The organism is Solwaraspora sp. WMMB335, assembly GCF_049179075.1.
Taxonomy (GTDB): Bacteria; Actinomycetota; Actinomycetes; order Mycobacteriales; family Micromonosporaceae; genus Micromonospora_E.
In genome coordinates, this window is sequence record NZ_JBMHMF010000001.1 from 78054 (window position 1) to 90835 (window position 12782).

General features: G+C 70.6%; 8 protein-coding genes and 1 pseudogene. 2 read left to right on the forward strand and 7 right to left on the reverse strand.

Annotated features, from left to right (window positions below; all coding sequences use genetic code 11):
* Positions 1-16 precede the first annotated feature (16 nt).
* The 7 genes and pseudogenes from ACN27F_RS00275 to ACN27F_RS00305 all read right to left on the reverse strand — a co-directional run bounded on the left by ACN27F_RS00275 (position 17) and on the right by ACN27F_RS00305 (position 10374).
* Complete coding sequence (locus ACN27F_RS00275) at positions 17-604, reverse strand: hypothetical protein (RefSeq protein WP_421439873.1); 588 nt, start codon at positions 602-604, stop codon at positions 17-19.
* A 326-nt stretch (positions 605-930) separates the two neighbouring features.
* Positions 931-1464 (reverse strand): hypothetical protein, encoded by a 534-nt coding sequence (locus tag ACN27F_RS00280; RefSeq protein ID WP_421430516.1) that lies wholly within the window; start codon positions 1462-1464, stop codon positions 931-933.
* Between the two features lie 108 nt (positions 1465-1572).
* Positions 1573-2619: a glycosyltransferase family 2 protein gene (locus ACN27F_RS00285; protein WP_421439875.1), complete on the reverse strand. Its 1047-nt coding sequence runs from the start codon at positions 2617-2619 to the stop codon at positions 1573-1575.
* A 28-nt stretch (positions 2620-2647) separates the two neighbouring features.
* Positions 2648-4342 (reverse strand): annotated as a pseudogene (locus ACN27F_RS00290) (hypothetical protein); the annotation flags it as partial.
* Positions 4335-4814, reverse strand: coding sequence for a transposase (locus tag ACN27F_RS00295; protein WP_421430517.1), 480 nt, complete (start codon positions 4812-4814; stop codon positions 4335-4337). The gene ACN27F_RS00295 and the pseudogene ACN27F_RS00290, both read right to left, overlap by 8 nt.
* Positions 4815-4880: 66 nt before the next feature.
* Positions 4881-6608: a hypothetical protein gene (locus tag ACN27F_RS00300; protein WP_421430518.1), complete on the reverse strand. Its 1728-nt coding sequence runs from the start codon at positions 6606-6608 to the stop codon at positions 4881-4883.
* Positions 6609-6657: 49 nt separating this feature from the next.
* Positions 6658-10374 carry a LamG-like jellyroll fold domain-containing protein gene (locus ACN27F_RS00305; RefSeq protein WP_421430519.1) on the reverse strand — a complete coding sequence of 1239 codons (3717 nt, stop codon included), beginning with the start codon at positions 10372-10374 and terminating at the stop codon, positions 6658-6660.
* Between the two features lie 235 nt (positions 10375-10609).
* On the opposite strand from ACN27F_RS00305, the gene ACN27F_RS00310 reads away from it, so the two are divergent.
* Both ACN27F_RS00310 and ACN27F_RS00315 read left to right on the forward strand, forming a co-directional pair.
* Positions 10610-11671, forward strand: coding sequence for a LacI family DNA-binding transcriptional regulator (locus ACN27F_RS00310; protein ID WP_421430520.1), 1062 nt, complete (start codon positions 10610-10612; stop codon positions 11669-11671).
* A 79-nt stretch (positions 11672-11750) separates the two neighbouring features.
* Entirely contained in the window at positions 11751-12767 is a 1017-nt protein-coding gene (locus tag ACN27F_RS00315) for a LacI family DNA-binding transcriptional regulator (protein WP_421430521.1), read from the forward strand.
* The last annotated feature ends 15 nt before the right edge of the window (positions 12768-12782 follow it).

Here is a 12782-nt window from a genome sequence, read left to right on the forward strand (position 1 = left end):
GTTGTCCTGTCGCGGGTCAGCTGTTCCAGTGGGTGGCGACGAGTTCGGCGGCCTGGGTTTCCCATTGGGCGTAGTGGTCGGGGTAGGCGGAGACCTGGACGGTCTGGGCGGCGTCGGTCAGTGCCATGTCCTGCCAGCCGTCGACTTGTTTGAGGGCGTCCAGGAACGCGGTGGTGGAGTGTTCGGGGTCGGTGATCTGTTCCACGGTGCCCCAGCCGGAGGAGGGGCGTTGTTGGAACAGGCCCTGGGAGTCGTGGTCGTTGCGGTCGCCGAGGTGGCCGAGGTTTTCCAGTTTGGATTCCTGTAGGGCGGTGGCGGTGGCGATGACGGCGGCGCGTTGGTTCATGCCGGCTTTCTTGGTGGTGGTGATGATGGTTTTGGCGTTGGTGGTCTGTTCGTCGTCGAGGTCGATGTGGGATTGGGTGCCTTGGGTGCCGTGGGGGGTGAGGGTGGTGGTGTCGGTGTTGTCGTTGGTGGTGGCGAGGGCGGTGGTGTGGGTGGTGAGGGGGGTGTGGTCGGCGGCGAGGGCGGGGGCGGTGATGGCGCCGCCGGCGAGGGTGAGTCCGGCGATGCCGAGGGCGGTCTTGCGCAGGGTGGTGGTGATGGTGGTGGTGGTGTTCATGGGGGGTCCACCTTCCGTGTCGGGGGGTGCCCTGCCGGGGCGGGGCGGGTGACAGGTCAGATGGTGGTGCGGCTGCCGGGGTGCCGGTGCGGGTGCGGGTGCGGGTGCGGGGCCCGGGAGGCGGTGGCGCGCGGTCGGTGTCGCGGCGGCGACCATGTGTAACGCCCCGGTGGGCGGGGTCATTCCGGGCCGGGTGGCCCCGGCGATCTCGGGCTTGTCGTGGAACGAATCCGGCGAATCCTCGCGACCAGTCCAAGATCGTCGGGGGTGGGGGGCGAAGCTCGTTGGGGGACGATGGGCCGGCCGGGCTACAGATCGTCACAGATGTTGTCGGCCCCGCCGACGGTGAACGTCAACGTCCGATACCCGGTCTTGCTGACCCTCACCGTGTAGATACCGTTCGGGATGTACATTCCGGCCGGCATGTTCGACTTTCCCGCGTGCATGCCCAGCAAGATCGGACCCCATACCTGCCAGGTGACGTTGGCGGAATATGATCCGCCGGGCCGGATGTGCAGTACCGAGGTGCCGCTGATGTCCACCTCGACCGACGACCCGGTCGACTTGTTGGTGACCCGGTAGATGAGCGCACCGGTGTACATCTCACGTTTGACCGAGCCGTCCGGATACCTCTCCAACACCATCTTCATCACCCGGTCCAGCACGGGCTCGCCATGGATCGGAAAGTCACAGGTGATGCCCGCTTCCTGATCGAATGGCGCCGACGGAGCCGGCACCCATTCGTTGTCAGTGCGGAGCTCGGGACGATTGTCGACGGTCGCCGAGGCGGGAACGGCGGCGACGAGCACGGCGGTGGCGGTGGCGACCGCAAGTGAAATCATTTTACGCATGGGCGAAGTCTCACCGACAGTGCTGACCACCGCCTCACCACGATCTCTGCCGAGTCGGGCGGGCGCGGCGACGGGCCGCACAGTGGGCACCGCCAGCCGTCAGAGGTGTGGCGCCCTCGGGCGTATCACGGTCGGCCGCTGCCCGTTGCGCGGCGCGACACGCTGCGTCCGACGGCGCTCGTCGACAATGTCGGAATCAAGATCGGAATCGGAGCCGGAGTCACGGTCGGCAGTGGATTCCTTGACCAGATAGTGCGGCCGGCGTTTGGTCTCGTAGTAGATGCGGCCGATGTATTCGCCGATCACCCCGAGAATCATCATCTGGATGCCGCCGAGGCCGATCACGCTCACGATGATGGTGGTGTAGCCGGGGGCGTCGATGCCACGGATCAAAGCCGCCGCCACCACCCAGGCCGCGTACGCCACCGCGATGAAGGTCAGCCCCATCCCGGCGTAGATCGCCGAGCGCAGCGGCCGATTGTTGAACGACAGCAGTCCGTCGAATGCGTAGTTGAGCAGGGAACGCATGCTCCACCGGCTGCCGCCGCCGGTCCGCGCCTCGTTCGGGTACGCGAACACCACGGTGTGGAAGCCGATCCACGAGTAGAGCCCTTTGGAGAACCGGTTGTACTCCGGCATGGCGCGTAGCGCGTCCACCGCCCGTCGGGACAACAACCGGAAGTCGCCCGCCCCGTCGAGCAACTGTACGTCGACCCATCGGTTCATCACGCGATAGAACGCCCGGGACGCGAGGGTACGGACGAACCGGTCACCACGGCGGTCTCGGCACGCGATCACCTGGTCGTAGCCCTGCCGGTACAACGTGATCATCTCCGGCAGCAGCCTGGGTGGATGCTGCAGGTCGGCGTCCATCACGACGACCGCGTCCCCGCTCGCCACGTCCAGGCCGGCCAGCATGGCGGCTTCCTTGCCGAAGTTGCGGCTCAGCGCCAGGTAGCGGACCCGCTGGTCGCTGTCGGCGAGCTCTCGCAACCCGGCGAGCGTGCCGTCGGCGCTGCCGTCGTCGACGTACACGAACTCGACGTCGACATCCGGCAGCGGGGCCAGCGCCTCGGCCACCGCGGCGTGCAGCCGGGTCAACGACTGCTCCTCGTCGAAGCAGGGCACCACGACGGACAGCCGCAGCCCGGCCGAACCGGCGGTGGTGGTGGGTTCAGCCGAGCCGGTAGACGAGGACACCGTCGATCTCCTCACGGGTGATGCCCAGTCCGTCGATCGGTCGTTGGGCGACGCCGTCCCACGGGGTGCCCGCGAGGCGTTCGGGTATCACCAGCACGCTACGTACGCCCAGGTCCCGAAGGTAGGCGACGCTGGCCGGATCGGGGAAGAAGGCGGTGGCGGCCCGGGTCTGCTCCTGGCTGGCCGGGACGAACCCGGCCAGGCCGTTGGCCACCCTCGGGAAGCCGCCTTCGGTGGTCCACAACATGACGTTGAGCTCGAAGGCACCGGCGTCGCTGGGCAGGACCAGCACGGGCTCGTCGATGGCCTGCCACGCCGCCGGCGGGGTCGGCACCGTGGGGTGCGCGGTCCGGTTGACCCCCTCGATCACCACCAGGGCCAGCGGGACCAGCAGCAGCGCCGCCATGGCGCGCCGCGGCGTGCGCGCCATGGCGGTGGTCGACTCGCGCAGGGCGTCGGCCGCCGCGGTGACGGCGCCGGCCGCCAGGATCGCCAGCAACAGACTGGTCCAGATCATCATCCTGCCCGGCGTGCGCAACGCGTCCCAGCCGGGCAGGTGCTTGGACAGGGTGATGTAGCCGGGTTCGCCGTCGCCACCGAGGTTGGAACCGAGCGCGAGCAGCGCGGTGACGATGACGCCAACGGCCAGCAGCACCCGGTGGCGCAACCGGTACGTCGACAGGATCAACCCGGCCAGTGCAAGGACGATCACCGTCATACCGGGCAGCAGGGCCATCTCGGGCGGCCAGGTGAGTTGCTCGCGGGCGGCGGCGTGCCGTTCGCCCCACAGCCACGACTCACCCGGGGCGGTGATCAGTCCGAGCGGCGGCGGCGAGAACAGCTCGGTCCAGGCCAGGGATCGTTCCGCCTGCGGATTCAGCTCGACGACCGTGAAGTACGCCTGGGCGAGACCGATCGTGACCAGTCCGAAGACGGCCCCGCCGGCGATGTCGGCCGCGAGCAGTCGCCCACCGAACGCGGGTCGCTGTCGCCTGCGCAGCCAGGACCACCCGTAGCCGGCCGCGGCCACCAGCCCGGCACCGAGTAGGAAGTAGACCAATGGCAGCCCGATGCCGAAACCGAGGCTGACCTGCCAGGCCGCCACCAGCCAGCCGGCGAACGCCCAACCGGGCCGGCGTCGCTCGGGGCGGTAGCCGTGCCGCAGCGACCAGCCGTGTCCGCGGGCCAGCATGGCCAGGCACAGCGCGATGCCGCCGGTGGACAGGATGTTCATGTGTCCGGAGTGGGCCAGCCGCCAGGGGGCGAAGGCCCAGGCCACCGCGGCCACCGCCGCGCCGACGCGGCCCGCGCCGAGTTGGCGGACCAGGGCGTACGCGCCGATGAACGCCAGGGCGCACAGCAGCACGTACAGGAGGTTGTAGCGGACCAGGGCGGCCTCGAACCCGGAACCGATCATCCCGGCCGGCGCGTAGCCGAGCAGGGTGTCGCTGTACGCGAAGGTGTACCACTCGGGGTAGAAGGTGTTGGAGTGCCAAAGGCCGTTCGGATCGGTCAACAGGGCATGACCACCCCAGGCGACCTGCCAGGCCTGCAGCGTGGGGTCGGCGATGTCGCCCGGGATGGTGCTGGCCGGATGCCGCAGCGTGGGCCAGGTGAGCACCACCGCGAGCAGCAGTCCGCCCAGGATCGCCAGCGTCCACTCATGGCGCGGCAACCGCTGGAGCATCGATCCGACTGCAGGACGGGGATTCCGATCGATGTCCACGAGGTCGGATGATTTCAAATGCTGGCTGAACTGTCGAACCGTCACCTCTCAGTGCGCTCCAGCGAGCACACGGTCGGTAGTCCCGCCTTGCGGTGGGACGGTCCCGGTATGCCAGTTGCCGCCGCAGCTCGGCGAATCCCGTGTCGGTGATGTGCCGGGCCAGCCGCCGGTTGTGCAGCCCGTCGCGGCGCAGAGGACGCTGGCCGGTGCGCCGGTCCTGGCCGACCCTGCGACACAGGGTCCGGCAGAGTGCCCGCAGCCGGGACCCCGCGCCGACAAGGTGTCGCGGGTTCGGTACCAGTTCGCCGGTGGACAGCACGGCGAGGTGCGTGATGCCGACGTCCACACCGATCACCGAATCGGGCCGAGCCACAGCGCGTTGAGCGCGGTTGACCTCGACGCAGAACGGCGCCACGTGAGGATCACCGGTCCGAACCCGGAGGGACGGGTGGCGGGTGTGCGGGCGGGTGGTCCGGGTCGGTCAGGTCAGCTCGATGTAGTCGAGCTCGGCGTATCCGGTGCCGCCGGAGAAGTAGGGCGCGCCCTTGGCCAGGCGGATCACGTTGTGGCCGGCCCGCAGGCCGACCGTGGTGCTGACCGTCGCCCCGAACTGCCCCCAGGCGGCGGTTGGCGGGTAGCTCACGGTCGACCACCCTCCGCCGTTGTACGCCAGACCGTGGGTGGCGGTGGCGCCGGTGGCGTTGGCGTACCCGATGCGCATGGTGTAGTCGCGGGCGGTGGGCACGTTGACGATGAAATCGACGTAGCTGTCGGTGCGCATGTCGCCGCTGTTGTCGATCTGCCCGACGTACGCGCCGGCGGAGGCGCTTGCGCTGCCGTGGATGTTGGCCCGGAAGACGGCCGCGTTCTCCGCCTCGTACCGCTGCTGGTAGCCGGGTACGCCGCTGGTCGGCTGGATCCTGATGTGGTAGCCGCTGGTGGCGCTCATGTTCGGCACCGTGACGGTCAGTTCGCCGTTGCTGACGCTCGCGGTGGTGTCGCTGATGAGCGTCGGCGCCACGACCGCGCTGTGCCGGCCGGACGCCGGAGTCGACTCCAGCCGTACCCGCACCGAGCCGCCCAGCGCGGACAGGCCGGTGACCCGGACGTAGTTGGTGCCGGACTCGCCGCCGAAGACGACGTCGACGATGCGGCGGGTGGGGTCGTGCGAGGCGAACCCGTCCAGCCCGGTCTGCGCCCGGGGCGTGGTGACGACCATGTTGCCGGACATGTCGCCGTACCACTTGTACAGCCACCAGCTGCCGGTCGGCTGGTTGTTGACGGTGAGACCGTTGACGGTGCCGTACTCGTACCAGAACGCACGGTGGGCGTTGTCGACCCCGCCGCGTTCGAACTTGGCGATGTAGCTGGCCACCGGTCCCGGCTGGTCGACCTCGGTGGGGGTGGCGTACTCGTTGATGGAGATGCGGCGCGGGCTGATTCCCAGCGAGGCCTCCACCGCGCGGTAGTTCGCGACGTGGCTGGCGATGTTCGCCGAGCTCTGCAGTTCGTGCCAGCAGATGATGTCCGGCAGGGTGCCGGTGTTGCGGGCGTGGGTGAGGAACGCACGCATCCACGACTCGTTGTAGGTCGCGGTGCTCGGCCCGACGATCGGGGTGAGCGTGTCCCGCGCCCGGACCCGCTGGTAGGTGCGCACCCAGGCGTCGTTGAAGGCGCCCGCGGCCGAGGTGTCCCAGGTGTAGTCGGGTTCGTTCCACAGCTCCCAGCCGGTGACGTTGCTGACGTCGGTGCGCCCGAGCCGGGCGGTGACCTGCGCGTCCACCTTGGCCAGCCAGTCGTTCCAGCTGACCCACCGGTACGGGAAGTCCGGGTAGATGTCCGGCATCCGGATGTACTCGGCGGCACCGACCCGGATCGCCTGGTGCGCCACCAACATCGAGTCGCCACCTGGCGGCTGCCCGTTGGGTCGCTGCCCGACCCCGGGCGCCGGCTGGGTGAGGGTGTGCAGTTTCAACGGCAGCAGCATGGCGTCGGCGGGTCGGTCGTTCTCGGCCAGCGCGTAGAGACCACCGGCGGCGACCTGGGTCACCGGCCGGAACGGGCGGGCCGCGTCGACCGCCAGGGTGGAGTTGGCTGCGCTGGCGGTGCCGGGGGCCAGACCGACGGCCAGGGCGGTCGCGCTGGTCACGGCGACGGCCAGCGCCGCCGCGACCGGACGCCGGCCGGACCGGTTGTGGACGGATCGCACGGGGTGCCTCCTCGATCGGGGTGCGGAGTGGGAGATCCGGGCTGAGCGGTCAGCGCGGGCCGGGCAGCACCCGGCTGAACGGGGCGATCGTGACGGCGTCGATCACCGGGGCGTACCGGGAGCGCAGCAGCAGGCCGGGGAACGTGTCCGAGGCGTAGCCGGTGCCGTCGAAGTTGGGCAGTTCCTCGGCGGAGAACTCGATGGTGTTGTCTCCTTCGCGCAGGTCGGCGAGGACGGTGAGCTCCCAGAAGTTGTTGTCGTGGAAGGTGTGCGGGAACAGCACCCGCTGCGCCTGGCCGCCGTTGACCCGGATGTCGGCGTGCCGGGCCAGCGGGTCGGGGTTGTAGTGGGTGGCCGGCGACTGCTCCGGGTTGGCGTAGCGCACCCGCATGGCGTACGTCCCGGCCCGCGAGACGGGCACGGTGACGGTGAGGGTGTTGCCGTTGCCGGGCACACCACCGACCCCGGTGACCGCCGCGCCGCCGTCGGCCAGCGACCGCGCCGACACGGTGGCGGTGCCGGCCAGCCGGGCGTCCTCCGCCTGGTGGGTGGTGGCCGGCAGGTGGCCGGTGCCGGGCCGTACGGTGAGCCGGTCGATGAGCGAGGTGCGCGCCGCGCCGGTCACGGTGACCTTGTTGATCCCACCGGACAGCGAGACCGCGGCGGCCGACCGGCCGCGCCGGGCGTGCATGACGGCGGTGCCGTTGACCCGCACCGCGACCCGGCCGGCCGGGTCGACGATCCCGACGTCGAGGATCGACTCGGCGTCGGCGCCGGAGTACACCCAGAAGGTGACCGACTCGCCCCGGTCGACGGCGACGACCCCGGCATCAGACGCCGGGCCGGCGAAGTCGGCGAGCTCCGCCTCGTACACGGCGGTCGCCGCGGCCGGGTCGGGCAGGCTCAACGTGATCCGGTCGATGATCGCGTCGCCGGCGGTGGTCCGGCTGCCGTCGAGGCTGCGGGCGGCCAAGGAGATGACGTGCCGGCCGGCGCTGAGCCGCACGGTGGTGTCGGCGTGGTCCCAGACCACCCACTTGTAGCCCAGCGGCAGATACAGCTCCTGCTCGGCGCCGCCGTCGACCCGCACGAAGACGTTGGTCGGCCCCTGTTCGCGGACCAGGTGATAGGTGTTGAGCGAGTTGGCGAACACGCTCAGGTCGTAGCGGCCGGCGGTGGGCACCTCGACGGTGAAGTCGAGCACGCCGTCGCTGCCGGTGCGCAGCCCGCCGACGTCGTATCCGCCGGAGGTGTAGAACTTCGACACGTCGGCCGGGGAGCCCTCGGGACCGTTGCGGCTGTGGCCGCCGCCGGTGTAGACGGCGTCTTCCGCCTCGTACGACCGCTCCCACAGCTGGGGCGGACCGACGGTACGGCGGGCGTCGCGCCCGCCGCCGGGGGCCAGGACGATCTCGTACGCCGAGGACTCGGCCAGCGGCGGCAGGTCGCCGTCGCCGAAGTCGACGACCACCGTGCCGTCGCGCACCGCGAGGTCGCGTTCGGCGACGATGCGCGGCGGCGCGGAATCGCCGATCTGCCCGGTCCAGACGATCTCCCGGATCCAGGCGTGCACGGTAGTGCGACCGAACACGCGACCGGGAACGTTCTCGAACCGTACGTGGGCGGCGCCACCGGCGCCACCGATGATCGCCCTGGCCTGCCGGCGGTCACTGTCCAGGCTGGCCACGCCCTGCAGGCTGTAGTTGCGGCCGGGGTACGGCGGGGTGACCGCGACGGTGTCGCCGGTCATCGCACCGTAGGCGTTGAACAGCCACCACTGGCCGTTCGCCCGGTTGGCCTGCACCGCCGAGTCGGACAGGTTGCCGTCGATGTTCCAGTACGCGATGTCGGCGTCGACCTTGGACTCCTCGATCGCCGAGATCCACTGGATCATCTGCCCCGGCACCGAAGTGTGGTAGTTGAACGCGTACTCGTTGATGTTGATCGGTAGTCGTCGGCCGGCGTGCCGCGTGCCGGCGAAGATCTCGGCCTCCCACGCCCGGTAGCGCGCCACGCTGTCGCGGACCGCCTGCGGGTGGCTCAGCTCGTGCCAGGTGACGACGTCCGGCACGGTCCCGGCGGCCAGGGTGTGCGTGAGGAAGTCCTTGACCTGCGTGAACAGGATGCTGGTGTTGGGGCCGGCGATGCGCGCGTCGGGCATTGCCCCTTTGATCAGCGCGTGGATGTCGTCCCAGGCCCGGAAGTAGTCCGTCGGGTCGTCGAGCCAGCTGGTCCCGTCGTAGCTCCACTCGCCGGTGCCGAACATGTTGCCTTCCGGCTCGTTGAACGGCACGAACACGATGTTGTCCCGGTACTGCGGCGCCAGCTGCGACACCTGGTCGACATGGGTGGCGATCTTCTGCTTGTACAGGTCGAGCTTCTCCTGCGGCGTGTCGCCGGGCCACTGGTACGGGAACCCACGGTGGATGTCGGTGAGGTAGATGTAGACGTCCCCGTCGGTGCTGTCGGCCAGCGGCTGGACGACTTCGAGGGCGTCGGCACCGGGGTGCTGGGGTCCGTCCTGGGCCTTGGTCGACACCGAGCGCAGTCGCATGCCCTCGATCAGGTTGTTCGTCGGCACGCCGGGGCCGTACAGGCCGTACAGGGTGCCGGCCGCGCCGCCGTGGAACGCGCCGGTGCCGCGGGCCAGGTCGATGACGACCTCGCCGTCGCGGATCACCGTGACGGTGGCGGTCACCGGCTGGCCGGCAGCGGTGCCGGTCACCGTGAACGACCCGCGCTCGGCGTACCGGTCGGGGTCGACGGCCGGCCAGGTGACGGGCACCTGCCGGTCGTAGCCGTCGGTGAAGGTGGCCGGCACGGTCGCCGGCAGCGCCGGCGCGGTGCCGACGGTGGTGCGCACGTCCATCGCGGTCTGCGTCAATCCGGTCGGGGACGGCGGTGTGCCGCCGTAGTCGAGGGCGACCTGCGCGGCGGTGAGCGCGGCGGGGTAGACCCGGAAGTAGTCGACCGCTCCGTCGAACAGCGGGTCCGGATAGAAGGACCGGCCGAGGTAGCCGGCGGTGGTCGTACCGGCGTCGATGAGCTGTGCGGCCGTCACGCTGGTCGGTGCCGACGTCAGGGCCGCGCCGTCGAGGTAGCTGGTGATCCGCCCGGCGGCGGAGTCGAGGGTCACGGTGAGCGTGCGCCACTGCCCGGCCGGTAGCGCCGCCGACCCGGTGACCTGCGCCTCGCCGCCGGCGCCGGTCGCGGTGATCGCGGTACGCAGCCGAGCGTCGGCGTTGTACGGGGTGCTGAACAGGTAGCGGCTGGTGTCCTTGCCGAGCGCGTAGATCCACTGCCAGGGGGCGGTGGTGCCGTCCCACCGGATCCGGGTGGCCACGGTCAGATCGGTGCGCCCGGCCAGCACCGGCAGGGGGAGCCGGACGTAGGCGCCGGCCGACGTCGGCGACCCGCCGGGCAGGTCGATGGCGTGCCCGCCGTCGGCACCCTCGACCAGGGCCGCGCTCGCCCCACCCACGAGCGTGCCGTGCAGGTCGTTGCCGGAGCTGTCGGTGATCGTCGCGGTGGCCAGATCGTCGTCGTCGAACTCGTAGCTGACGACCGGCGCGGGTAACTCGGCCGCTCCCGGCGCGGTCGCCGCTGAGGTCGCCGCCGCCCTCGCGGGCACGGCACCGCCGGTGCCGCCCGTTGCGGCACCGGCTGTCGCGGCACCGGCTGTCGCGGCACCGGCCACGAGTACGCCGGCGAGGATGGCCGACGGCAGTCGGGTCCGGATTCCGCTCGGTCCAGCCACTGCTGCCATCGCCATCCCCTCGGAAGCTTGTGATCGCTAACAAATTGTTGGTGCGAGTCGGTGGGTCGAGAGTTGAGGAAAATTTTTTCCGCACTTGGGAACCACAGCTGGTTCATCCGCAAGTACCACGATGCGCAGATGGCATCGTCATTTCGGGTAGGTTACGGATCGTCTAGGCGTACGTCAATGTCCGATGGTCCCGGTCATTGAGGCAAAGGGTTTCCGAGCGCTAGCGTATCGAGCTATGACGGACGGACAGGGCGGCGCACGGGCGGACGGGCGGACGGCGCGGCGGTCCCGCCGTAGTGGCATCGTGGACGTGGCCCGGCTGGCCGGGGTGTCGATCGGCACCGCGTCCAAGGCGCTCAACGGGCGCGGCCAGTTGCGTCCCGAAACGCGGGCCAGGGTGCAGGCCGCCGCCGACGAACTCGGGTTCATCCCGAGCGCGGTGGCGACCAGCCTGCTGCGCGGCCGCACGTACACCGTCGGGCTGATCATGACCGACCACCACGGACGGTTCAGCCTGCCCATCCTGCACGGCGCCGAGGACGCGCTCGGCTGGGACGAGACGTTGGCCTTCGTCTGCGACACCCGGGACGACCCGATCCGTGAGCAGCACTACGTGCGCAGCCTGTTGCGCCGTCGGGTGGACGGGATCATCGTCGCCGGCCGCCGGACCGAACCCCGCCCGCCGCTGGTGGGCAACCCGCCGGTGCCGGTGGTGTACGCGTTCGCCCGCTCGACCGAGCCGGTCGACTGCAGCGTGGTGGTCGACGAGGCGGCCGGTGCGGTCGCCGCCGTCGAGCATCTGCTGCGTACCGGCCGGCGGCGGATCGCCCACGTCACCGGCCCACCCGGCCACGCGTCCACCCGGGCCCGGGTCGACGGCACCCGCGAGGCGCTGGCCGCCGCCGGTGTCGAGCTGGTCGGTGATCCCTGGTACGGCGGGTGGAGCGAGGTGTGGGGGCGGTTCGCCGCCGCCGCGCTGACCCGGACCCACTCCGACGTCGACGCGGTGTTCTGCGGCAGCGACGCGATCGGCCGTGGTGTCGCCGACGGGCTACGCGAGTGCGGTCGCCGGGTGCCCGACGACGTCGCACTCGTCGGGGTGGACAACTGGCAGCCCACGGTGGAGGGCTGCCGTCCGCCGCTGACCAGCGTCGACCTGAATCTGCGCGAGGTGGGCCGGAGCGCCGGTGCCCTGCTGCTGCAGGCGATCGGGCAGGGGGCGGTGCCCGGCGTCCACCAGGTGCCCTGCCGGCTGGTCGTGCGGGCCTCGTCCGCACCGGCCACGATCGATGGGTGAGGTGCCTCTTGACATCGCGGCCCGACTGGCGTCACAGTCGTGAAACATTTTCGAACCGGTTCGACGAGTGGGGGTGATCATGGCAACGATCGGTGACGTCGCCCGTGCCGCCGGCGTCAGCCGCAGCACGGCGTCCTACGCGCTGTCCGGCAAACGGTCGATCTCACCAAAGGTCCGCCAGCGGGTCGCCGAAGCGGCCCGGGCGCTGGACTACACGCCGAACGCCGGTGCCCGGGCGCTGGCCACCGCACAGACCATGGTGCTCGGACTGCTGGCCCAGTTCCACACCGACGAGTTCGCTCCCGCGATGCTGCAGTACATCCTCGGCGTCTCGGACACCGCGCGTGCCCTCGGTTACGACATCCTGCTGGTCACCGAGGCCGACGGTGCCCGGGCACTGCGCCGGATCACCGACTCCCGGATGGTCGACGGCGTGGTCCTGCTCAACATCGCCGAACAGGACGAGCGGTTGCCGGTGCTGCGCGCGGCGGCGCAGCCGGGCGCCTCGGTGGGGCTGCCCGGCGACTGTTCCGGCCTCGACGTGTTCGACCTGGACTTCGAGGAGGCCGGTCGGGTGATGGTGGAGCACCTGCACCGGCTGGGCCACCGGGAGTTGCTGCTGGTCTCCCAGCCCCGGCACGTGGTCGAGCGCGGTGGCGCGTACGTGTGGCGACTGCGTGACGCGGCCCTGCAGCGTGCCCACGAGCTGGGCGTGACACTGCACGCCGTGTACGGGCAGTCCCGTCAGCCGGCCGTGGGGCAGTTGCTGAACTCGCTGCTCGACAGCCATCCGGCCGTGACCGGTCTGCTGGTCGACAACGAGGCGGTGGCCGCCGCGCTGCCGTCGGTCGCGCACGCCCGGGGGCTGCGGGTGCCCAGCGACCTGTCGGTGATCGGGCGCTACTCCGACGAATTCGCCAAGACGTTCTCACTGCCGTACTCGTTCATCGAGAGCGCACCGGACCGACTGGGCGCGATGGCCGTACGCCACCTGGTCCGCCGGGTGGAGTCGCCGGCCGCCCGGTCCGAGCCGTACGTCGTCCGGTTCATCTCCCCCGAGCTGATCCCGTTGGGCAGCACCGCACCACCGCGCTGACGGGCTCCGGGCCGT